Origin of the sequence: Neptunomonas qingdaonensis, assembly GCF_900113275.1 — a bacterium.
Taxonomy (GTDB): domain Bacteria; phylum Pseudomonadota; class Gammaproteobacteria; order Pseudomonadales; family Balneatricaceae; genus Neptunomonas; species Neptunomonas qingdaonensis.
Genome location: NZ_FOOU01000023.1, coordinates 12,939 through 36,568, shown reverse-complemented (window position 1 = coordinate 36,568; position 23,630 = coordinate 12,939). Strand labels below are relative to the sequence as shown.

The 23,630-nt window shown below is 46.8% G+C and carries 23 protein-coding genes; 11 read left to right on the top strand and 12 right to left on the bottom strand.

Translation table 11 applies throughout. From position 1 onward, the window contains the following. On the top strand, positions 1-226 hold a 226-nt coding region (locus BM099_RS20595), incomplete at its 5' end, for a hypothetical protein (RefSeq protein ID WP_218150155.1). A gap of 88 nt (positions 227-314) precedes the next feature. On the opposite strand, the gene tatC is transcribed toward BM099_RS20595, so the two are convergent. The 9 genes from tatC to BM099_RS19715 form a co-directional block, all read right to left on the bottom strand. After that, complete coding sequence (tatC, locus tag BM099_RS19755; RefSeq protein ID WP_090730947.1) at positions 315-1,124, bottom strand: twin-arginine translocase subunit TatC; 810 nt, start codon at positions 1,122-1,124, stop codon at positions 315-317. Then, entirely contained in the window at positions 1,117-1,479 is a 363-nt protein-coding gene (tatB, locus tag BM099_RS19750; protein ID WP_090730945.1) for a Sec-independent protein translocase protein TatB, read from the bottom strand. Before tatB ends, tatC begins: the two co-directional genes overlap by 8 nt. Positions 1,480-1,493: 14 nt before the next feature. After that, entirely contained in the window at positions 1,494-1,739 is a 246-nt protein-coding gene (tatA, locus tag BM099_RS19745) for a Sec-independent protein translocase subunit TatA (RefSeq protein ID WP_090730943.1), read from the bottom strand. Positions 1,740-1,801: 62 nt separating this feature from the next. Continuing rightward, entirely contained in the window at positions 1,802-2,134 is a 333-nt protein-coding gene (locus BM099_RS19740; RefSeq protein WP_090730941.1) for a phosphoribosyl-ATP diphosphatase, read from the bottom strand. 7 nt (positions 2,135-2,141) lie between these two features. Further along, the gene (hisI, locus tag BM099_RS19735; RefSeq protein WP_090730939.1) at positions 2,142-2,531 is read right to left on the bottom strand and encodes a phosphoribosyl-AMP cyclohydrolase; all 390 of its coding nucleotides are present in this window, start codon (positions 2,529-2,531) and stop codon (positions 2,142-2,144) included. Positions 2,532-2,633: 102 nt separating this feature from the next. Further along, on the bottom strand, positions 2,634-4,262 hold the full coding sequence (ubiB, locus tag BM099_RS19730) for a ubiquinone biosynthesis regulatory protein kinase UbiB (RefSeq protein WP_090730937.1): 1,629 nt from the start codon (positions 4,260-4,262) through the stop codon (positions 2,634-2,636). Positions 4,263-4,336: 74 nt separating this feature from the next. Continuing rightward, the gene (locus BM099_RS19725; protein WP_090730935.1) at positions 4,337-5,878 is read right to left on the bottom strand and encodes a GGDEF domain-containing protein; all 1,542 of its coding nucleotides are present in this window, start codon (positions 5,876-5,878) and stop codon (positions 4,337-4,339) included. 121 nt (positions 5,879-5,999) lie between these two features. Beyond that, the gene (locus tag BM099_RS19720; RefSeq protein ID WP_090730933.1) at positions 6,000-6,632 is read right to left on the bottom strand and encodes a thiol:disulfide interchange protein DsbA/DsbL; all 633 of its coding nucleotides are present in this window, start codon (positions 6,630-6,632) and stop codon (positions 6,000-6,002) included. Positions 6,633-6,754: 122 nt separating this feature from the next. Then, positions 6,755-7,357, bottom strand: coding sequence for a c-type cytochrome (locus BM099_RS19715; protein WP_090730931.1), 603 nt, complete (start codon positions 7,355-7,357; stop codon positions 6,755-6,757). A gap of 207 nt (positions 7,358-7,564) precedes the next feature. On the opposite strand from BM099_RS19715, the gene yihA reads away from it, so the two are divergent. Further along, positions 7,565-8,218: a ribosome biogenesis GTP-binding protein YihA/YsxC gene (gene yihA / locus BM099_RS19710; protein WP_090730929.1), complete on the top strand. Its 654-nt coding sequence runs from the start codon at positions 7,565-7,567 to the stop codon at positions 8,216-8,218. Between the two features lie 225 nt (positions 8,219-8,443). On the opposite strand, the gene polA is transcribed toward yihA, so the two are convergent. Continuing rightward, positions 8,444-11,194, bottom strand: coding sequence for a DNA polymerase I (polA, locus tag BM099_RS19705; RefSeq protein ID WP_090730927.1), 2,751 nt, complete (start codon positions 11,192-11,194; stop codon positions 8,444-8,446). A gap of 101 nt (positions 11,195-11,295) precedes the next feature. On the opposite strand from polA, the gene BM099_RS19700 reads away from it, so the two are divergent. The 3 genes from BM099_RS19700 to uvrD are packed head-to-tail and all read left to right on the top strand — an operon-like array spanning position 11,296 to position 14,827. Further along, positions 11,296-11,580, top strand: coding sequence for a DUF2782 domain-containing protein (locus tag BM099_RS19700; protein ID WP_090730924.1), 285 nt, complete (start codon positions 11,296-11,298; stop codon positions 11,578-11,580). A gap of 4 nt (positions 11,581-11,584) precedes the next feature. Next, the gene (locus tag BM099_RS19695) at positions 11,585-12,562 is read left to right on the top strand and encodes a homoserine kinase (RefSeq protein WP_090730922.1); all 978 of its coding nucleotides are present in this window, start codon (positions 11,585-11,587) and stop codon (positions 12,560-12,562) included. Positions 12,563-12,613: 51 nt separating this feature from the next. Continuing rightward, positions 12,614-14,827: a DNA helicase II gene (gene uvrD / locus BM099_RS19690; protein ID WP_090730920.1), complete on the top strand. Its 2,214-nt coding sequence runs from the start codon at positions 12,614-12,616 to the stop codon at positions 14,825-14,827. Between the two features lie 170 nt (positions 14,828-14,997). Here uvrD and BM099_RS19685 read toward each other — a convergent pair whose 3' ends face one another. After that, positions 14,998-15,369: a VanZ family protein gene (locus tag BM099_RS19685; protein ID WP_198064234.1), complete on the bottom strand. Its 372-nt coding sequence runs from the start codon at positions 15,367-15,369 to the stop codon at positions 14,998-15,000. A 150-nt stretch (positions 15,370-15,519) separates the two neighbouring features. Here BM099_RS19685 and BM099_RS19680 point away from each other — a divergent pair, with 150 nt between their 5' ends. Continuing rightward, on the top strand, positions 15,520-16,101 hold the full coding sequence (locus tag BM099_RS19680) for a lysophospholipid acyltransferase family protein (RefSeq protein ID WP_198064235.1): 582 nt from the start codon (positions 15,520-15,522) through the stop codon (positions 16,099-16,101). Between the two features lie 90 nt (positions 16,102-16,191). Beyond that, positions 16,192-16,776: a DUF938 domain-containing protein gene (locus tag BM099_RS19675; RefSeq protein WP_090730916.1), complete on the top strand. Its 585-nt coding sequence runs from the start codon at positions 16,192-16,194 to the stop codon at positions 16,774-16,776. Between the two features lie 3 nt (positions 16,777-16,779). On the opposite strand, the gene BM099_RS19670 is transcribed toward BM099_RS19675, so the two are convergent. Further along, positions 16,780-17,169: an acyl-CoA thioesterase gene (locus tag BM099_RS19670; protein WP_090730914.1), complete on the bottom strand. Its 390-nt coding sequence runs from the start codon at positions 17,167-17,169 to the stop codon at positions 16,780-16,782. 261 nt (positions 17,170-17,430) lie between these two features. Here BM099_RS19670 and BM099_RS19665 point away from each other — a divergent pair, with 261 nt between their 5' ends. The 4 genes from BM099_RS19665 (at position 17,431) to pstB (ending at position 23,583) form a co-directional block, all read left to right on the top strand. Next, a complete protein-coding gene (locus BM099_RS19665) occupies positions 17,431-18,402 on the top strand; it encodes a PstS family phosphate ABC transporter substrate-binding protein (RefSeq protein ID WP_090730912.1) in 972 nt (323 codons plus the stop codon). A gap of 179 nt (positions 18,403-18,581) precedes the next feature. Next, on the top strand, positions 18,582-20,852 hold the full coding sequence (locus BM099_RS19660; RefSeq protein ID WP_090730910.1) for an ABC transporter permease subunit: 2,271 nt from the start codon (positions 18,582-18,584) through the stop codon (positions 20,850-20,852). A 25-nt stretch (positions 20,853-20,877) separates the two neighbouring features. Continuing rightward, positions 20,878-22,566, top strand: a complete 1,689-nt coding sequence (pstA, locus tag BM099_RS19655; protein WP_090730907.1) for a phosphate ABC transporter permease PstA — start codon at positions 20,878-20,880, stop codon at positions 22,564-22,566. A 183-nt stretch (positions 22,567-22,749) separates the two neighbouring features. Next, a complete protein-coding gene (gene pstB / locus BM099_RS19650; RefSeq protein ID WP_090730905.1) occupies positions 22,750-23,583 on the top strand; it encodes a phosphate ABC transporter ATP-binding protein PstB in 834 nt (277 codons plus the stop codon). The last annotated feature ends 47 nt before the right edge of the window (positions 23,584-23,630 follow it).

The following is a 23,630-nucleotide window of genomic DNA, read 5'->3' as shown; positions in this document are numbered from 1 at the left end:
TCTACCGAACGCCGCGTTGAAGTCAATCTTTATTTTGCAACTTTTTCGAAATCTTCCGGCTGCAAAACCTGACTCCAACCACCAATCACAAAACCCTGAAAAAATGTTAAATATCAATATCTTACTGACTAGCATCTTCTCATTTCAGCTACCTATTTGGCAGCCTCCTTGGGAAGAGGTGCGCATTCTACAGACTCCCCAAAAGGAGTCAACAGGCATGCCTTAAAAAAGTGATAATTATTGCAAAAACACACTAAAAACAACAAAGGCGCCACGCAGGCGCCTTTGTTGTGACTTATTATCGAGAAAAGCACTTAAGATTTTTGACTATTTACCTCATCATCTTCTATTGCAGCATCCAGCTCTTCATCAATATCTTCTTCCTCATTTTCTTTAACGAAGACTTTTGAAAGAAGAATACCTAACTCAAATAGCAACCACATAGGTATTGCCAACAAACTTTGAGAGATAACATCTGGCGGCGTAAGCAGCATCCCAACGACAAAGCAACATACGAGCACATAAGCACGCTTATCTGTCAGATCTTTCGCCGTTGTTGCTCCAGACCAAATCAGCAGCAATGTGGCTATAGGAATCTCGAACACAATACCAAAAGCGAAAAACAGCTTTAATACAAAATTCAGATAGCTACTGATATCTGTCATAACAGCTACATTTTCTGGCCCCACACTGGTAAAGAAGCCAAATATCAATGGAAACACCACATAATAAGCAAACGCAACACCGGCATAGAAGAGAAATACACTGGATATCAGCAGCGGCGTTGCCAAACGCTTCTCATGGTTATACAAACCAGGCGCTATAAAGCCCCATATCTGATGGAGGATAAACGGGATACCGATAAAGATGGCGAGTACTAATGTTAATTTGAACGGAGCAAAAAAAGGTGAAGTGACATCCGTTGCAATCATACTGGTTCCCGCCGGCAACAAAGCTGTCAATGGTGCCGAAAGGTATTCATACAGATCATTTGCAAAATAAAATAAACAAAGAAATACAGCTAACACAATCAGCAGTATGCGCATCATGCGCTGACGCAACTCTACTAGATGCGAAACTAAAGTCTGCTCTTGCTCTGGAGTCCCGCTTGGCTGCTTACTCATTTGCTGGTTTTTCAATTTTACCGCTACTTGCCTTATCGGAAGTATCGATGGGTTCAGTAACGGGAGACTCAACAGACTGAGCCATTGGCGAGTCTTCACTAAAAGCCTGCTTAAATGGCTGCTTCATCTCACTCAGCTCTTTATCAAGCTCTTCTTTTTTAATTGATGCTGTGCGTCGCATCTCATCAAGACGCAGTTCTTCTGATATTTCACTCTGGATACTGGAGACAGCTCTTTTAGCACGACCTATCCACAAGCCCACAGCACGCACAGCCGTAGGCAATTTTTCAGGCCCGAGCACGATCAGCGCAACCACGCCGATTAATAATATTTCAGCAAAGCCGATATCAAACATTCAACAGATCCAGATTATTTTTGATCAGTCGAGTGTTCCTGCTTGGCTGCAGGCTTAGCTTCTTCTTCGAAAGCGGCATCTTTCTCTTGCTGTTCAATTTTTTTTGCATCTTCCGGCTCTTCTTTAATCGCCTTCTTGAACCCTTTTACAGCACTACCCAAATCCCCACCGATATTGCGAAGTTTTTTAGTGCCGAACAGCAAAATAATAATACCAAGCACGATGACTAGCTGCCAAATACTGATTCCACCAAAACCCATATCAATTCTCCTCGATAACTATCGCGCTGACTGGCGATGCATCACACACATTAATTACAATTTTATGACTTGTTCCGCGACTCTTTTTCAACCAAACCGGACATATCAAAACGTCGCGCCAGCTCGTTCAAAACAGCCTGCGGGGGCTCACCCAAATGAGACAGCATAACTAAGCTATGGAACCACAAGTCAGCAGTTTCATATATCAGATCACTCGTATCACCTGAAAGTTTGGCATCTTTAGCGGCGATGATAGTTTCTACTGCCTCTTCGCCAACTTTTTCTAAAATTTTATTAAGACCTTTTGCATGCAAACTAGCCACATAAGATGTATCCGAGGCTGCACTCTTTCGCTCTTCAAGAATCTTGCCTAACTGTGTTAACACTTCACTCATCAGACATTTACCCTTTATATATATCATCAGGATTTTTCAAGACAGGATCTTCAGCTACCCATTTACCATCACGTAATACACTAAAGAAACAACTCTCTCTTCCTGTATGACAAGCAATACCGCCTTTTTGCTCAACTTGCAGCACAAGTACATCATTATCACAGTCTAACCGCACTTCGTGCAGGGTCTGCACATGTCCGGACTCTTCACCTTTACGCCACAGTTTCTGACGCGAACGTGACCAGTATACAGCTCGCTGCTCTTCCACCGTCAGGCGTAAAGATTCCTGATTCATCCAGGCTACCATCAAAATCCGCCCCGTCTTATAATCCTGGGCAATGGCGGGTATTAATCCTTTTTCATCCCACTTTATACGTTCTAACCAGCTATCTGTCATCACTATTACAACTGTTCGCTTTCAAAGGAGATGAAGCATACCGGATCATCCTGTGAAGCTCCATCCCAGATACCTTGTATATTGATCCTGGTCTATTACTGCTTAATTGATAAAGAGATAAACACCCAAGCCGCCAATAAACCAACCGACCAAACTGAGCTGCTCCATCCATTCACGGCTTGGTTCATGACCAAACCATAAAGCAGCAATAATACAAGCCACCCCAATCAGCCTTTTTCGACTCAGTTTGCTTCGCCGTGCCTCATCCTGTTTGATCTGCGCAGACAACGCTAAACGGCTTTGGGATGGCTGATTCTTAATCTGTTGAAGGGTATCAAATGCCAACTGCGGGATAAGCGGCATTTTATCTAACCAATCAGGCACTTGCTGCTTGAGTGTTCGATACGCAGCTTTAGGACCGACCCGATCCTTCATCCATGATTCAAGGAAAGGCTTACCGGTCTGCCACAAATCCAGCTCAGGATACAATTGCCTTCCCAGTCCTTCGATATTCAGAAGGGTTTTTTGCAGTAATACTAATTGCGGCTGCACTTCCATATTGAAACGACGTGCTGTCTGAAACAACCCTAACAGTACCTGCCCAAAAGAAATATCTTTCAACGGTTTATTAAAGATCGGCTCACATACACTACGAATAGCCGTTTCGAACGCCGTCACATTGGTTTCGGCTGGCACCCAGCCAGAATCAATGTGCAGCTGCGCTACCTGTCGATAGTCCCGGGTAAAAAAGGCCAGGAAATTACGCGCTAAATAACTCTGATCTTCTGCGGTAAGCGAACCAATAATACCGAAATCTACTGCAATATATTGCGGCATAACGGGGTTATCACGGGAAACGAAGATATTTCCAGGGTGCATATCTGCATGAAAAAAGCTATCTCTGAACACCTGCGTAAAAAACACCTCCACGCCGCGCTCAGCCAGCATTTTCATATCGGTTCCCTGCGCCCGAAGCTCATCCACCTCGGCGACGGGTATGCCATAGATGCGCTCCATGACTAAAACATTCTGACGTGTCAGATCCCAGTATATTTCTGGCACATAGAGAATGTCTGAATCTTCAAAATTACGCTTCAGTTGTGAGCCGTTAGCCGCCTCTTTTCTTAAATCTAATTCATCAAATAAAGTTTGCTCATACTCTGCGACAACTTCTACCGGCCGGAGCCTGCGCCCTTCCTGCCAGGCAGCATGAACTATATGTGCCAAGGTATACAAAAGCGCCACATCTTTTTTGATGGTTTTGACTATCCCGGGACGAATAACCTTAACAACCGCTTCGCGACCGTCCACTAACGTCGCTTCATGAACCTGTGCGACCGAGGCAGATGCGAGAGGCGTAACATTGAAAGCAGCGAATAATTCAGAAACCGGCTTGCCGAGCGACTTTTCAATAATCTGTTGCGCCTGAGCCCCTGAAAAAGGTGGCACGTCATCCTGCAATCGCTTCAATTCATTAGCAATGTCATCCGGCAACAGGTCTCTGCGTGTTGATAGCATCTGACCGAACTTGATAAACACAGGGCCTAGTGACTCTAACGCCATACGCAGACGCGCGCCTCTTGGCTGTGTCGCTTTGATAAAGTACCGCCACGGCATTAAATAAAGGAGTATTCTCAGATACCACGGCAATGATAGATCGTCAAAGAAAGTATCAAGACGAAAACGAATAATAGTATGAGCTATTTTCAAACTTCGGGAGAGACGTCGCACCGGAGAAAAATCCTATAAATACAGAGGTAAATCAGCGGCTCAAGTGTGCCCGTTCCTGCTCGATAGGTAAAGCCTTAGCCGATACAAACTCGATTTCTGCCTTCTTGTTTCGCTTTATAAAGGGCAGCATCAGCCCGAGCAAAAAGGCCATCTTTGGTGTCCGATTCCCGCGTCTCGGTCACACCAAAAGACATAGTTATCGTCACTGGCTGACCATGAAAGTTAAAAGGACTTTTGCTAATAGACTCGCGCAATTTTTCAATCGCTTTGGCGCCTTCTTCGGCTTGCGTTGAGGGCATAAGAATAACGAACTCTTCACCACCAAAACGCGCAACAAAATCAGAGCCTCTTAAATTTTTGGTCAGTACGCGGGAAATCAGGCGTAAAACTTTATCTCCAGCCAAATGCCCATAGGTATCATTGATTCGTTTAAAGAAATCCAAATCACCTACAGCAACCGAGAAGCCCTGCTGATAACGCGCCCAGCGCTCAAACTCTTTTTCCAAATGATCATCATATGCGGCCCGATTAGGCAATCCGGTCAATGCATCTGTTCTCGCTTTTAAACGTTCTTCTTCCATATGAGCTTTGACACGTCCTGTTTCCTCTTCCATCTCAGCAACATGCCGCATAAGGGCATCATAACGCTCTTGAAGCTTCCCATCCCGCTCCTCCTCTCCACGCTTGAAATCATCCATTACCTGAACAATGCCGGCAAGCTGAGAAGAAACTGACATTTTCAACTCACCCAGGTCGCGGGAATCTTTCACGGCTTTACTGATGGTCGTTACATCATGTCTGACGCGCTCATCTAACTGCCTGTGCGCTTTACCTGAAACCATTTGCTCGCTATGGCTCTCGTGCAAAAAACCCTGCACTTCGACCAACTGGGTATTAAGCGTAATCAGGTAGTTTTCAAAATCTTCATTACTGCTCGCTGCAGCCAGTTGCGCCAATACCACTACATTTGCTAAAACTTCTGACAGGGCCTCTAACACCAACCCTTGTTCAATACGACCAACCAGCGCATTGGCTTCTTGTCGGCCCTCGCGTGTCAAATTTAACGAATGAATCAACTGTATGAGCTCAGTACCAATGAGTGACAGGTCTATATCAAAAGACGTTTGGCTTTTAACGGTACTCAATTCAGCCTTTTCTGAAGCCAACACTGCGGCTTGCAACGATACTAGGCGTTGCAGTAACGAAGGGAATTTATAGTTAGACTCAACGGATTCAGCAACTACGCGCTCCAGTTCAAGCAGAGACTCAAGCTCTGAAGAGGTCGCCGAAACATGATTTTTTAGCTGAGAAATCCACTCAAGAACAATTTTTGTAATAGCCTTAGTGATCTTCTCTCTGGACTGGTCCAGTTTACGAATATGCTTGCCTAAATTAGTAACAACACCCCGGGATGGCGGAGGTGAACTAAGACTATTTAACGTGCTGCGAAGCAAGGTTAACTCATGATCCAGATCAGACGACTGCCCCTGAAGACCGAGTGTCAAATGAGAAACAGCCAAGCGAAGCTGATCATTATTCTGACTCTTTTCCAGAATATCAATTTCCAGCGCCGCGTCTTTATATTTCTTTTTCCAGTCGATTGAATCCTTGCTCACTACATATTTCCATCTATTAACGATTTACAAATTAATCTTAGTCCAAAGAGTTCACCTTGCCCAGCATGCATCTATGAAAAAGCCGCCTCATTCGGGCGGCTTTTTAGCAACTCCAGTACACTTATTTCTCTAGCGCTGCTTGCTCTTTAGCGACTAAGTAGTTAACTACATCCAACATCTGCTTTTGCCCACCAGCCATCGCCGCCGTCACCCGATACTTGCCATTAACCACCAGCGATGGCACACCGTCTACCTGATAACCACGAACTTTTGATTCACCCTGGTTCATTTTCGTATTCACCGCAAACGATCCGTAGGTTTTTTCAAATAGTGCACGATCCACGCCCATCTCGGCATAATAGTCAGCAAGGTCATCCATATTTCTGAAACGTTTTTTCTGTAGATGAATGGCATCAAACATAGGCTGATGCGTTTTTTCTACACTATTTAACAGCTCAGCCGTGTAATAAGCACGCGCCAGCGGCTCCCAGCTACGACCAAAAACTACGGGTATACGCTGAAAATCAACCTGATCAGACTGCTGCTTATGCCATGCAGCCAGCATCGGTTCGAAACTATTACAATGTGGACATGGGTAACCAAATAGCTCCGTCACTTCAATTTTTGCAGGGTCGACAGTCTTAACAGCAAAAGGCAACTCGACAAAATGCCTTCCCGCTTCGTAATCTTCTGCTGCCGAAGCCGTTGTGCTCAGACCTAAAACTAACAAAACAGACAATAACGCCTTCCACATACCCGCTCTCCAATTAATTTTCAGATTTTTCAATCAGACCATGAACAAACCAAAGGGTTCATCTATTCCAGAGAATAAAAAAGGCAGCCTAAGCTGCCTTAATTACCAACAACGCTCGGATATTAATACAAGCCTTGTACGTAGCTGGAAACCGCTTTGATCTCAACATCGCTAAGTTTAGCCGCGATATCACGCATCATCGCCTGCGGATCGTTATTACGTGCAGCAACCCGGAAATCTTTCAGCTGTTTTTCAGCATAGGCAGCATGCTGACCAGACAAAGCAGGGAAGCCTGCAGCAGCCATACCTTTACCATTGGCCGCATGACAAGCCGTACATGCCGGAATACCTTTCTTAGCTAAACCAGCACGATAAATCTGCTGACCCAGTTCTAGCTGATCTTGAGCAACCTTACCGCCCTGAATAGCTTTACCGGAAAAGTACGCCGCAATATCTTCCAAATCCTGATCGCTCAGGTTGTCCAACAAGCCAGTCATCTCTACGACAGGACGCGCGCCTGATTTAATATCTTTCATCTGTTTAACTAGGTAGGTTGCATTCTGACCTGCTAGTTTCGGGAAGTTTGCAATTGCGCTGTTACCATCTGCACTGTGACATGCGGCACAGACTGCTGTTTTTCCCTGCCCCGCTGCCGCATCACCTGCTGCATTTGCTACACCAGTGATACCTAAGGTTAACAGTAAGCCGATCAGTAGTTTATTCATAATGAACTCAGACTCTTGTCATTCAGAAAAATGGATGCTTATCCTGAAATTAGTCACTAATCCCAAGACAAACCGGAAATCTTTATTATGCCCTGCTACTAGAGCTAGACTCTGTTCAAGGGTAAAATTTGGCGGCATTATAACTTAATATCCACACAAACTGGAACGGTTAATATAGAACCAATCCCTTTAGGTAACCTAAAGTCTATGACAGCTAACGTGAATCCTATCCATTATAACGCTGCTCGTTTTTTGATCAGTGCCGATAAATTGAGCCAGTGCCCGGATGATAGCGGAGCAGAAGTTGCGTTTGCGGGACGTTCCAATGCGGGAAAGTCAAGTGCTATTAATGCACTGACGAATAACAGTAAGCTTGCCCGGACGTCAAAAACACCGGGAAGAACGCAACTGATCAACTTTTTTGATCTTAATATTGAAGGACTTCGGCTGGTCGATCTACCAGGCTATGGTTATGCCAAAGTACCTATCGCCATGAAAGAACACTGGCAAAAGCATCTTGACCAGTATTTACAGCAGCGCGCCAGTCTTAAAGGGGTGGTTCTTGTCATGGATATTCGCCACCCAATGAAAGAGTTCGACCTGATGATGGTCGAATGGTGCCAGTCAACACATGTGCCTTTGCATGTGTTACTGACAAAAGCAGACAAACTCAAAAGAGGCCCGGCTCAATCAACGGTGCTTTCGCTGCGTAAAGAGTTAACTGCTCTGTTGGGCGATAAAGTAACTATTCAGTCTTTTTCAGCGTTAAAGCGAACCGGTATCGACACGCTGAGCGCACGTTTAGATGAATGGTTATCCCAAGGGTGTGATAAATACGAAGAAGAATCAGAAGAAAGCTAAGCCTGTGCAGCTAAGCATACCGTAAAAATAAAACCCCAGGCAAAGCCCTGAAGGGGGAGGGCTTTGTCTGAGGCTAATGTCTGCTATAAACCCACACATCTGTACTAGAGTACTTGCACGTACACAGTACTAAAAAAGGGGAACTTTTATGATGTGTATTATAGTGACCACTTAATTTTCATTAAAGTTCCCCCGATTGTTCAAAAAAAGTACTTTTTTTCAAACTTAATGCGCCTGCTCCCAGTTTTCGCCGCTTCCAGCCTCCACAATTAAAGGCACATCCAGCTCGGCGGCAAACTGCATCTGCTCTGATATCCGTACCTTAAATTCTTCTACCTGCTCGGTACGCACCTCAAAGACTAATTCATCATGCACCTGCATAATCATACAAGCATCAAAAGCACTCCCGGGTAGCCATTGATCAACCTTGATCATTGCACGCTTAATAATATCTGCTGCAGTTCCCTGCATAGGTGCATTGATTGCTGTGCGTTCTGCTGCCTGACGCTGGATTGCATTACTGGCATTTATGGCTGGCAGGTATAAACGGCGTCCATATACCGTTTCAACATACCCCTGCGATTTGGCTTTCTCGCGGATATCTTCCATATAATTCTGCACACCAGGGTAGGTAGCAAAATAATGCTCGATGTACTGCTTAGCTTCGTTTCTGCCGATGCCCAACTGCTTAGCCAAACCAAACGCAGACATACCATAGATTAAGCCGAAGTTGATCGCTTTGGCACTACGACGCTGATCTGCCGTCACCTGACTCAATTCTGTATTGAATACTTCGGCCGCTGTTGCTTTGTGGATATCTTCTCCCAATGCAAACGCCTTTAATAAGCCCTTATCCCCAGAAAGATGCGCCATGATACGTAATTCGATTTGGGAATAATCGGCGGCTACCAGCTGATAGCCCTCAGGCGCGACAAAAGCATGACGAATACGTCGTCCTTCTGCGGTTCTTACCGGTATATTTTGTAAATTCGGATCCGTAGAGGAGAGACGTCCTGTGGCGGTAATTGCCTGATGGTACGAGGTATGAATACGCCCGGTACGCTTGTTAATCATCAGTGGTAATTTGTCGGTATAGGTCGACTTCAGCTTGCTCAGGCTGCGATGTTCCAGCAGTAACTTAGGCAGTGGATATTCCAACGCCAGCTCCTGAAGAACCTCTTCTGCTGTCGACGGCACACCTTTGGGTGTCTTTTTACGCACCGGTAACTGCATTTTCTCAAACAAGATCACCTGCAGTTGCTTAGGCGACGCCAGATTGAATACCTCACCGGCTAACTCATGCACTTCACGCTCAAGTTCTGCGAGACGCTGCTCAATCTCAATGCTCTGCTTACCCAATAAACTGGCATCAACCATAGCGCCATGACGTTCAATTTTTGATAGCACTGGAATTAACGGTATCTCGATCTGTTCAAGCACACTGGTGAGCGATGATTCTGTGGATAACCTGGCATTCAAGGCCTGATGTAAACGTAACGTGATATCAGCATCTTCCGCAGCGTAAGGCCCCGCTTGCTCGAGATCGACCTGATTAAACGTCAGTTGTTTTTTGCCCTTGCCGGCAATCTCTTCGAAGGTAACGGTTTTAACACCCAGATATTTTTGCGCAAGACTGTCCATATCATGCCGGGTAGCCACTGAGTTCAACACATAGGACTCAAGCATCGTATCAAACGCAACGCCTTTTAATTCGATGTTATAACGGGCCAGCACATTCATATCGAACTTAATGTGCTGGCCTACTTTTTGATGTGTTTCACTTTCCAGTAATGGCTTTAGTTGCGCCAGTACTGCGTTACGATCCAGCTGAACCGGTGCCCCCACATAATCATGTGCTAAGGGCACGTACGCGGCCTCTCCTGCCTGCACGGCAAAAGAAACACCCACCAGCTCAGCTTCCATATAATCCAGCCGGTCTGTTTCTGTATCAAAAGCAAAAAGATCAGCGGCTTTGAGCTTATCAAGCCAGCGATCTAATTCGGCCTGCTCGGTAATCACCTGATAGTTTACACTCTGCGGTACATCCGGCATCGCGGCTACCGCTGCTTTCTCTTCTGCTACCGCGTCAATGCCTTCTTCCAATTCTTTGACCCAACTACGAAACTCATATGTCGAAAACAGTTCCAGCAGTTTTTCTTTGTCCTGCTTTGGATGCTTAATATCCGAAAGTTCGAAATCAAGGGGCACATCTGTCTTAATCGTTGCTAATAAGTAGGATAACTCGGCAGCTTGTCGATTATCCTGCAGTTTTTTTGCCATGGTTTTAGATCCACGAAACCCCAATGCAGCGATATCATCCAAACGCTCATAAAGCTCAGAGATCCCCCCAATGCCCTGCAGCAAGGCGAGTGCCGTTTTCTCTCCAACACCAGGAACACCCGGAATGTTGTCGCTTTTATCACCCATCAATGCGAGAAAATCGATAATCAGGTGAGGATGGATACCGTACTTCTCCTTAACACCCTCCGCATCCAGTATCGTATTGGTCATGGTGTTAATCAGCGTAACGTGCTGATTCACCAACTGAGCCATATCCTTATCGCCGGTCGAGATCAGAATATCACAGCCCTGTTGCGTCGCTTGTAGCGCCATCGTGCCTATAACATCATCGGCTTCTACCCCATCCTCGACAATCAATGGCAGGCCCATCGCACGAATAATGTTATGTATAGGCTCAATTTGTAACCGAAGATCGTCTGGCATGGGTGGGCGATGCGATTTATATTCAGCAAATATCTCATCGCGGAAAGTCTTGCCCTTAGCATCAAAAATAACGGCGATACGGCTTTCAGGATATTGATTAATCAAGCTACGTAACATCGACGTGACCACACGAACAGCGCCACTTGGCACGCCATCACTGGTTCTTAAATCTGCCTGTTGTGAGGCGAAAAATGCACGGTATAAATAAGAGGAACCGTCGACTAAAATAAGGGGAGATGCTTGCTGAATCATTATCAATCCGTCAGTTAGTTACCCGGGATACTTTACAGAGCAGGTGTCCGGGATCACAATCATAGTAAAAATGGCACGACCAAACCAATGGGTATGGAAGAATGAATAAACATTTACTGATAATACTGACGCTATTGATGTCAGTTACCGCTTTTGCCGCAGGACTACCCGGCGACCCTGAAGAGGGCCAACCAGACATTAGTATTCACCATCAGGATGATACCACTTATTATGAATACCGTATCAATGGGGAGCTACAAGAAATCAAAGTTGTGCCTTCTGTTGGTAAACCCTACTATCTTGTCCCTTCAGAGGGGCATGGACCTATGGTTCGTATTGAAACATCAACACTCCTGATCCCTAAATGGGTTATTTTTCGCTGGTAATCACGTGGCCGTATATACACAACTTTCGCAAGATGACATGACTAACTTGCTGGCTCAGTTTGATCTGGGCCAGTTGGTGTCGTACAAAGGTATTGAAGGCGGTATTGAGAATACCAATTACTTTGTCACGCTCGAACAAAACAATCAGCATACGGACTATGTGCTGACAGTCTTTGAAGAGTTTGGCATGGACGATATGCCTTTTTTTGTGGAACTGACCACTTGGCTGGCAGAACGACAGATTCCGGTTCCTTTCCCATATAAAGACCGTAACGGCATAGCACTGAAAAAACTGCATAATCGACCGGCATTATTACAACCCAGGTTTACCGGTCATCATGTCGCACAAACCGACCTCAGCGCCGAGCATTGCGCTTCCATCGGCACGCATTTAGCCAAATTTCATCTGGCCTCAGAAAGCTTCTATCTTCGCCGACAAGCCCACCGTGGTGTATTCTGGTGGCGACGCGAGAGCCAGAATATTCAGCGCCACCTGAGTAAAGAAGATGGAGAATTGCTCGCTCAGGAAGTGCGTTTATTTGATGAATTACGTGAGCAGCCCTGGGGGCTTCCCATGGGAACGATTCATGGCGATATGTTCCACGACAATGCGCTGTTTGATGGCAACCAGGTTTCCGCCATTCTAGACGTTTATAATGCCGCAACCGCCTTTCTATTATTTGATCTGGCCATTGTCGCAAATGACTGGTGCACCCTGCCCGACGGCACCGTGGACCAAGCGCGCGAACAAGCACTGCTAAAAGCATATCATGCAGAAAGGCCGTTTACGCCAGATGAATATAAAGCCTGGCCCCAGCTAACGCGTACCGCCGCCATGCGCTTCTGGCTGTCACGACTAATTCCGGCATGCGGTATCGAACAAGCCGGGCGCCAAAGTGGCGATATGGTGATAAAAGACCCCGATGAGCTCAAGCGCATACTCCTGCAACGTATCGCTACCCCTTCGAGTCTGCCCGGCTAAACACAGGGCAGTTTCGCTTCACTGAACGACATTGAGAAAGCACCTGTACTGATGGATGTAACAGCAATAATTGATGGTTTAAACGACGCACAGCGAAATGCAGTGACGGCACCCGTACAAAACTTACTGATTCTGGCCGGCGCGGGCTCAGGTAAAACTCGTGTACTGGTGCACCGTATCGCCTGGCTGGTACAAACAGAGGGGATGTCCCCTTACTCCATCATGGCAGTGACCTTTACTAATAAGGCGGCGCGTGAAATGCGTGGCCGTATTGAAACACTGCTGGGGGTTAATCCAAACGGCATGTGGGTAGGAACTTTCCACGGCCTCGCTCACCGGCTGCTGCGCGCACACTGGCGGGATGCCGGTTTAAACGAAAATTTTCAGATCATGGACAGTGAAGATCAACTGCGCCTGATCAAGCGCCTCTGCAAAGAGATGAACCTGGATGATACCCGCTGGCCTGCGCGTCAGTTTCAGTGGTATATCAACGCCCAGAAAGATGAAGGCTTACGCAGCCGACACCTTGAGCGAACCGGCGACCCGCACGATGCCACCATGATCCGCCTGTATGAAGCATATGAAGAAGCCTGCGACCGCGGCGGCATGATCGATTTCGGTGAGCTGCTATTACGTTGCCTTGAACTGCTACGCGACAAAAATCCAACGCTACTGCGCCACTATCAGGAGCGTTTTCGCTACCTGCTGGTCGATGAGTTTCAGGACACCAATGCGATTCAATATGCCTGGTTACGCCTGCTGTGCGGTAATGATCGTAAACTGATGGCCGTTGGTGATGATGACCAGTCGATTTACGGCTGGCGTGGTGCGCGCATCGAGAATATCCAGAACCTGCCTGAGCATTTTCCCGGTGCCGATACTATTCGACTAGAGCAAAACTATCGCTCGACACAAACCATACTTAAAGCCGCTAACGCCGTTATCCAAAACAACCGTGGACGTTTAGGCAAAGAGCTCTGGAGTGAAGGCAAAGAAGGCGAAAATATCAGCTTATATGCCGCCTTCAACGAACAGGACGAAGCCCGTTTTATTGTCGGGCAAATTCAGAAATGGATCGATCAGGGTAATATGCGTGCTGAATCAGCCATCCTGTATCGATCTAACGCCCAATCACGGGTACTTGAGGAAGCCCTGATTCGCAGTGGTATCCCCTACAAAATTTATGGCGGCCACCGCTTCTATGATCGATTGGAAATCAAAAACGCGCTGGCTTATCTGCGTTTAGTTTCAAATCGAGAAGACGACACCGCCATGGAGCGTATCATCAACGTGCCTACACGTGGCATCGGCACTCGCACCATCGACGTCATTCGAGAACAGGCGAGAAACGAAAACATCTCGATGTGGCGTGCCGCCAATGAAGTCGTCGAATATAAGAAATTACCTAATCGTGCTCTGACCGCTCTACAGCTCTTTCTCGACCTGATCAACCAGATCGAAACGGATAGCACGGGGACAGAACTACACGAACAAACCGACCACGCCATACAACTCAGCGGATTGATCGATCACCACAAAAAAGAGAAAGGTGAGAAAGCGCAGTCCCGCTTAGAAAACCTTGAAGAGTTGATTAACGCCGCCAAACAGTTCAGCGGTCAATGGGTCGCCAGCCCGGAAGAAGAAAACGTCAATGAGCTGTCGGCTTTTCTCGATCAGGCCGCACTCGATGCCGGCGATGCGCAGGCCGCTGACCATCAGGACAGCGTTCAGCTAATGACGCTACACTCCGCCAAAGGGCTGGAGTTCCCGCTGGTTTTCCTGGGTGGCATGGAAGAGGGCCTGTTTCCTCATAAGATGTCGGCTGAAGAACCGGGACGCATGGAAGAAGAGCGACGCCTCTGTTACGTCGGTATTACACGCGCCATGCAAAGGCTATTTCTTACTTACGCTGAATCACGGCGTATGCATGGCCAGGAAACCTTTAACCGCCCTTCTCGCTTTATTCAGGAGATTCCATCCGACCTGATCGAGGAGGTGCGCCTGAATGCCAGCATCAGCCGCCCGATGACCTCTAATAATAATTACAACGCATCATCCAACAGCTTATTTAGCCCGAACTCCGTCCAACTGGATGATGACACACCTAAGCTACATATCGGCCAACAAGTACGCCATCAAAGCTTCGGGGAAGGCACCGTCCTGAACTGCGAAGGCAGCGGCCCTAAAGCCCGTGTACAGGTCAATTTCGAGAATGTAGGCATGAAGTGGCTGGTATTGGGATTTGCAAAACTGGAGCCTGTTTAGGCTCCCGTTTCAGTATCGAGCTAACCATTGGGAACACGCATTGCTATTGTCAGGCGAGAAACGCAGGGAAGTCTGCGAAGCAGACCCCGCAGCGGGGTCGCCTTTGGATATTCTTTGGAATAGAAAGCGGCCTTTGGCGAAGCAAAGACCTTGACCCTCGAAAGAGGAAATTACTCCGCAAGTTTCCCGAGAGGTTTTAACAGCAATCTGACCAGATATGCCAATAGAGCCCCACACAAAATCCCGCCACTATTGGCCAGCATATCCAGCCACTCGCCATAGCGGTTAACATACGGCTGAATTAGCTCGATAGCACCGCTCCAGCCTATGAAGACCAAGCCAATAACGAGCCAATATTTATGCTGTCGCAATGCCACAGGGAACATCAGCGCAGCATAGGCGATGAAATGATGGGTTTTATCCGTACCCGGCACCTTGGGTAATTGATCAGCAGGCCATAAAGACAGCAACGTAATTACGCTCAGGATAAGCAGTGAAATCACCACCCAATATGTTCTGATGAAAGATAATATATGTGTCATTTTTTTAGTTTCAATTTTACTCGTCTTTGCAAAATACAGCTTCGGCATAAAGTATGATTCGGTAAATGTTCTCACCTATTCAGCTATCCCGCTATACTTCTCCTTAATCCATAATAAGAAATGCTACCTTTATACAGGACTCCTCCTGCCATGCAGCAAAAGCCTATGCGTACTACCATGTTTACCACACCGATTATCCGCCCTTTACTGCGCGGTTTTTCACGGATAATGCTTAAACTCCTGGGCTGGAGAGTCGTCGGCAGTATGCCTGAGGATATCAAACAGTGTGTGTTGATTGGCGCGCCTCATACTAGCAATTGGGATATGCCACTCAGCTTGATGATTGCTTTCTCTCTTGATACTCAGTTGCACTGGGTCGGCAAGCAAAGCATTTTCAAATTCCCGTTTAGCGGCTTAATGCGCTGGATGGGTGGTATTCCAGTGGACCGTTCACATACCAATAATATGGTGGAGGCCAGTATCGCTAAATTCAAAGAGTTTCCGGAACTGAGAATCATGATCGCGCCAGAAGGAACCCGGGCGCGGGTTAAACAGTGGAAAAGCGGTTTCTATCACATTGCTCATGGCGCGCACGTCCCTATTGCATTGGCATTTATAGACTATAAAAACAAATGCGGCGGTATTGGAAAGTTCATGACAACCAGCGGTGACTATGACAAAGATATGCTGGAGATAAACGCTTTCTATAAATCGCTCACAAACCTCCCATAAACTAGCACTATCGAAACTGTTCTCTTTTTCCCTTGTCTTAATAATTAACGTGCCATTATATTCACTATAACAATATAAAAAACGGTCTCTATGCTCAATTACAGTGAAGCGTGTGAACGCAACAAACAGCCTATTTCAGATAGCTTATCTGCTTACCTGGCCAGCCAGAAAAGCATTCTGGAAGTCGGTAGCGGCTCTGGGCAGCATGCTCTTTTTTTGAGTGCTCATCATCACCATCTACAATGGCAGCCATCAGATCAGGATCAATACCTTGATGCTTTAGCGATTAATATCGAACAATATGCATCCAGTGGTGTATTACCACCGATAGAACTTGATGTACGACAGACCTGGCCAAACACTCGCTATGATGGTGTTTTCACTGCCAATACACTGCACATAATGAGCTGGAATGAGGTCGAAAGTTTTTTTAAAGGCGCAGGCTCAGTGTTACAAAAACACGGATACCTATTCGTTTATGGCCCGTTTCGCTATCAAAACGCCTACACTTCCCCGAGCAATGCTCAGTTCAACCAGTGGTTGAAAGCCCGAGATCCTGCCAGTGGTATCCGCGATTTTGAAGCCGTTGATACCCTCGCACGTGAGCAAGGTCTGTCGTTAGTTGACGACTTTCAAATGCCGGCAAATAATCAACTATTGGTCTGGCGTCGATAACATTCAATCATAAGAGCGAATATGACCGTTATCATTAATGGCAACCTGGACACATTCGGTTTCTGTCACCTTACGCATAGCGCGGCCATCCGGGCAACGACCCCAAACCTCCACCTTCATGCGGATAGAACTGTTGCCTGCTTCAACCACATCTGTATAGAAACTCAAAATCGTCCCCACCAGGACGGGTGACATAAACTCCATACCACCAATCGACACTGTCGCGACACGACCTGCGGTTTCACCACCAGCACGCATCTCAGCAGCCAATACCGCCTGAGACGATACCCAGCCACCGTAAACATCTCCAAAAACATTCGTGGCAGCATGATTGGCTGGCAGTTTAAGCGTGAGTTCGCCACACGGCGATAAATCTGAATTATTTGTATTCATTATTTTTCTTGATTGTTTATTTGTTATTTTGAATGGTCTTGGAGTTTATCTGAAACATTAGACCAAAGTCACACAAAGATCACCTGAAACTCACCAGTGAGTATAAAAACAGACAGCTAAACTGCGAATCTTCCTGCGATGCACACCTTACTTTAGCCTGCTTTTTAACACGCTGGCTAGCGATGTCACATTATTGTCACAAACTCTGCTTATATTACGGCTATCTGACTTAACCAATACATAATCTCTCTGGAGCTGATAATGAAACCCATGAAGAAGTTATTCGCGGCTGTTGCAATGACTGCAACATGCCTGACGGCAAACGCTGCAGATTTACTGGACGCGAATCTGCCAACTTATACTAAAGCTGCTGGCGTATCGGGTAACCTGTCTAGCGTTGGTTCTGACACACTCGCCAACCTGATGACATTGTGGGCTGAAGAGTTCAAGCGTGTTTATCCAAACGTCAATGTGCAAATTCAGGCAGCGGGATCATCTACTGCTCCTCCTGCTCTGACTGAAGGCACCGCTAACATGGGGCCTATGTCACGTAAAATGAAAGATAAAGAGATTGAATCATTCGAGAAAAAATATGGTTATAAACCAACACCGGTGGCTGTAGCCATCGATGCATTAGCTGTTTTTGTGCACAAAGATAACCCGATTAAAGGCCTGTCTATTCAGCAGGTGGACGCTATCTTCTCATCTACCCGAAAATGCGGCGCTGCTGAAGATGTATCGACCTGGGGCCAGGTCGGAGTTGAGGGTGCTTTGGCGGATAAGAGTGTACAGCTATTCGGCCGTAACTCAGTATCCGGTACTTATGGTTACTTTAAAAGCAAAGCACTGTGTAAAGGCGATTTCAAAAACAACGTAAACGAACAGCCGGGTTCTGCTTCTGTTGTACAGTCGGTTTCAACGTCGTTAAACAGTCTCGGTTACTCGGGTATCGGTTACAAAACATCTTCCGTTCGCGCTCTGCCACTGGCTAAGAAAGAAGGTGATGCGTTTGTAGAAGCGACGCCGGAAAATGCCGTCAACGGCGCTTACCCCTTGTCTCGCTTCTTATATGTTTATGTTAACAAAAAGCCCGGCGCAGCTCTTCCTCCGATGGAAGCCGAGTTCCTGAAAATGGTACTGGCTAAGGTAGGTCAGGAGGTCGTTGTAAAAGATGGCTATATCCCACTACCGGCTAAAGTCGTTGAGAAGCAGATGGCCGATCTGGGCCTGTAAGAACGAGCTCAGCTGCACGAAATAGCGAAACAAATACTACAGACGGCTAGATCAGCCATATCAGGGAGTGTCGACAGGCACTCCCTTTTTCAGTTTATGCCGATCTGTAACATAAATGTCACATTTATTACCTATCCTGTTGCCACTGTTATCATGGATCCATCAGGACTAAATTCCCCATGAGTATTGAAAACACATCTGCTCCTCAAATAGATTTCAACACACCGGCCCAACTGCGGATGCGCAAATTTCGTGCGCTGAAGGACAAGCTGGCTAGCGGTGGAATTGCCTTTGGCGGTATTAGCGTCATTGTTGCGATTGTGTTGATTTTTTTCTACTTACTCTATGAAGTAATGCCACTTTTCCAGTCTGCCCATGTGGAACCATGGCAGAAAAATGATCAGGCAGTTGAAAACTATGCGGTTCCCGGCACGGGGAAAACGCTGTACCTGTCGATGGAAGAACAAGCCGAAATAGGCGTTCGCGTATCAGATCAGGGAGAAGTCGTCTTTTTCAACACCCTTAATGGTAGTGTGATTAAAGCAGAACAGATCAATGTACCAGCCAATGTAAGCATTACAACCTTATCGACAATCTCTGATCCTTTGCGTCAGTTTGCCATTGGTTTCAGTAATGGTGATGCACTGGTTATTCAGCATGACTATTCCTCTTCCTACCCTGATGGTAATCGCGTGATTACTCCCTCACTCGTCTACCCCCTCGGTAAAGAGCCTATTCATATCGGTGATAAGCCGCTTAAATTATTAGGCATTTCTCATGGCGAAGAGAACTGGAATCTCATTGGCGGTGATGAAACCGGCCTGACCCAAGTTAAGATTTCAGTTGAAGAAAACATCATGACAGGCGAGGTTGATATATCCTCCGAGTCAGAAGCACTGCCTAACTTCAACATCAAAGCACACAAACTATTATTATTGCCTGACCGTCGCTGGTTAATGATAGCCGATAAGAGCAAGCTCGCTGTTGTGGATCTGAAAGCGGAAGATGGCGCGCAAACCACACAGGTGATCGAAGCAACCAAGGGAAGCATCACAGACTTTCAGATGCTGTTAGGCGGCAATGCCGTACTCATCGCTGACGACCTGGGTAAGATCTCTCAATGGTTCCTTGTCCGTGACGAAGCCACCGATTGGAAGCTGACTAAGATCCGGGAATTTACCGGCGGCACGCACCCTATTGTTAATCTCTCTATCGAACATCGTCGTAAGGGCTTTGCTTCGCTGGATACGCAAGGCACATTGCGCCTGTTCAATACCACCGCCCAACGAAATGCACTTACCGAAACCATCGTTGACGGAATGGCTGACCGACTATCCTATGCACCACGCTCAAATGCCATGCTGGTTGAAAAAAATGGCCAGCTTTCGCTGTGGGCCATTCATAACGAACACCCGGATGTGTCGTGGTCGGCACTATGGGATAAAGTCTGGTATGAAGGTTATGAAAAGCCTGAGTATATCTGGCAGTCTTCTGCCGCAAATAATGACTTTGAGCCTAAATACAGCCTGGTTCCACTCGCTTTTGGTACGCTCAAAGCAGCTTTCTATGCCATGTTACTCGGTACACCCTTAGCTATCTGTGGTGCTATCTATACGGCTTATTTCATGGTGCCGGCGCTGCGCCGTAAGGTGAAGCCTTTCATAGAGCTAATGGAGGCGCTACCGACGGTTATTCTCGGCTTTCTGGCTGGGTTGTGGCTTGCTCCTTTTATGGAAGACAAACTGGCAGGGATCTTCGTCATTCTGCTGGTTGTTCCGATTGCGATTGTTACATTTGGCTTTCTCTGGGCGCAAGTGCCGGATAGAATCCGCTTTTTGATACCTGAAGGCTGGGATGCCTTGCTTCTGGTTCCCGTGGTGATTTTGGCAACGCTGTTCAGCTTATTTGTCTCGGATGGCATTGAGAGTCTGCTGTTTGGCGGTGATATGCGTCTGTGGATGAGCAACGAACTTGATATTCCTTTCGACCAACGTAATGCGCTGGTGGTGGGTATTGCGATGGGTTTTGCGGTTATCCCTACGATATTTTCTATTACAGAAGATGCGATTTTTGCTGTGCCTAAACACCTCAGTTACGGCTCTCTGGCGCTAGGTGCTACGCCCTGGCAAACCCTCACACGTGTAGTGCTACCCACCGCCAGCCCGGGGATATTTTCTGCGTTGATGATTGGTATGGGCCGTGCCGTAGGTGAAACCATGATCGTGCTCATGGCGACAGGTAATACTCCTATCATGGATATGAATATCTTTGAAGGCATGCGCACCTTAGCTGCAAACATTGCGGTGGAAATGCCGGAGTCCGAAGTGGGAAGTACCCACTACCGTATCCTTTTCCTGGCAGCCTTTGTTCTGTTTATGTTCACATTTGTCGTTAATACATTGGCTGAATTAGTACGCCAGCGTTTACGTAAAAAGTACGGTTCTCTGTAACCCGTTGATGATTGAGGATTAAAAAATGAGAATCTCTTTAACAGAATGGACAAAATCCGGTTCACCATGGGTTTGGTTAAATGCAGGGGCCGTGACCATCTGTGTCATCATGGTCATTGGTCTGCTGTCCCTGATTGCTGTTCGTGGCTTGGGGCATTTCTGGCCAGCCGACATTCTGCAGGCAAAATACTCGCTAAATGGCAATCAGAGCCTGGTTATCGGTGAAATTGTAGAATCAGAGCAAGTGCCGGCAGAGCAACTCCGTGATGCGGGAGTGATCGTACCTGACGGCACTAAAATGATGCGCCGCGACCTGATGAAAATTGGTAATCGTGATGTCAGCGGTATCGATTTCACATGGGTACTTGATAGTAATTTATCTGAGCGAAGCTACCCTGCGATGCTGTTCGCCACAGAGCGACGTGAGTGGGGCAATTTTTATGGTTACCTGCGCGCACTCAAAGAAGGCGATACGCTGATCGGCCAATATGCAGGATATGATAAAACGCCGGAATACATGGCTTTATGGAACCGCTTTGAAGCCAGTATTGAGCGAGCCCTGAGCATTCGAAAAGATATTTACCAGATCGAAAAGCATGAAATCGGTGCGATTAACTACGAACTGGAGCGTCTGCGCCTGAAGCAACGTTCTCTGGAACTGAAAAATGTTGTCGACCCGGTGGCCTATACAAGCATAGAAACCCGTCGTAACGAGCTAAATACTGAATACGAAGGGTTACAGCAAAGCCTGATCGATCTTTATTCGGAAATCAATCGTGACTCCATCGTAGCGGAAATATCGAATGGCCAGCAGATAGATATCGCCGTTGCTAAAATAGTGCGTGCATTTCGCCCGAACGATATGGGCATAGCGGCTAAATTAGCCCACTATGCCGATAAAATCTGGGAATTTGTTTCAGATGATCCACGTGAGGCCAACACAGAAGGCGGTATCTTTCCCGCTATCTTCGGTACCGTAATGATGGTTATTCTGATGTCCGTATTGGTGACACCCTTTGGTGTTGTGGCTGCGGTTTATCTGCGGGAATACGCCAAACAAGGTTTCATGACACGCCTGATTCGCATCGCCGTTAACAATTTGGCAGGTGTACCCTCAATCGTATATGGTGTCTTTGGGCTTGGTTTTTTTGTTTACTTTCTGGGAGGAAACATAGACCAATTGTTCTTCCCTGAAGCTCTGCCGTCACCGACCTTCGGTACCGGTGGCCTGATGTGGGCATCCATAACATTAGCATTGCTCACAGTGCCGGTGGTTATTGTAGCGACCGAAGAAGGATTATCTCGTATCCCTCGCGCCGTACGTGAAGGTTCATTGGCGTTGGGAGCCACCAAAGCAGAGACATTATGGAAAGTGGTATTACCGATGGCCAGCCCGGCAATGATGACCGGCGTTATTCTGGCTATTGCCCGCGCGGCAGGTGAAGTGGCCCCCCTGATGCTGGTGGGCGTAGTAAAACTCGCACCTAGCTTGCCGCTGGATGCTAACTACCCGTTCCTGCATCTGGATCAGAAATTCATGCACCTGGGTTTCCATATCTATGATGTGGGTTTCCAAAGCCCTAACGTCGAAGCGGCTCGTCCGCTGGTCTATGCCACTGCTCTGCTTCTGGTAGTCGTCATTGCCCTATTAAATATTTCAGCCGTACAGATTCGTAACCATCTACGCGAAAAATATAAATCGCTCGAAATGTAACGCTGTTAAATGAGAGACCTTTGCACGAGCCGAAATTTTGTTTTCTGGCAAGGCAAAAACGCACGGAATGAGGGAGTTTATGTGTATAAATGACCGAATGAGTACGTTTTTAACACCGCAAGAAGACAAAGGAGCAATCGTGCAAAGGTCTCCAAGAATAACTTTGAGAAGGTTTGAATAAACATGACATCTAACGCTAAAACACACGGTATCAATATCTCATCGTTGCAGCGAGAAGCCCGGGACCTGAACCTGAGCCGCGAAACAACGACGCTTCAAGTGAAGGATTTACGTTTATCATACGGCGAGAAAGAAGCGCTGCATGGCATCAATATGGATATCCCGAAAAAACGCGTTACGGCATTTATCGGCCCATCCGGTTGCGGTAAATCTACGCTATTGCGTTGTTTCAATCGCATGAATGATCTGGTCGATGGTTGCAACATCAGCGGTGAAATCCTGCTGGATGGCAGCAATATCTTTGACCGTAGCGTGGATGTCGCAGACCTGCGCCGCCGCGTCGGCATGGTGTTTCAAAAACCAAACCCCTTTCCCAAGTCAATTTACGAAAACGTTGCCTATGGCCTGCGAATTCAGGGTATTAAAAAGAAACGTGATATTGATGAAACCGTTGAATGGGCGCTAAAGTCAGCCGCTTTATGGGATGAAGTAAAGGATCGTCTGCATGAAAGTGCATTAGGCATGTCCGGTGGACAGCAACAGCGTCTGGTCATTGCCCGTACGATTGCGGTAAAGCCGGAAGTATTATTACTCGACGAACCCGCCTCGGCATTGGATCCGATTTCTACACTTAAAATTGAAGAATTGATCCATGAATTAAAGAACGATTTCACTATTGTCATCGTCACACATAATATGCAGCAGGCCGCCCGTGTTTCTGACTACACTGCGTTCATGTATATGGGTGATCTGATTGAATTTGGTGTCACCGATACACTTTTCACAAACCCGGAAAAGAAACAAACCGAAGATTATATTACCGGACGCTACGGTTGAGTATTAATTTAACCCTAAATGAAACCAGCTCCTTTATATTGTCTCAG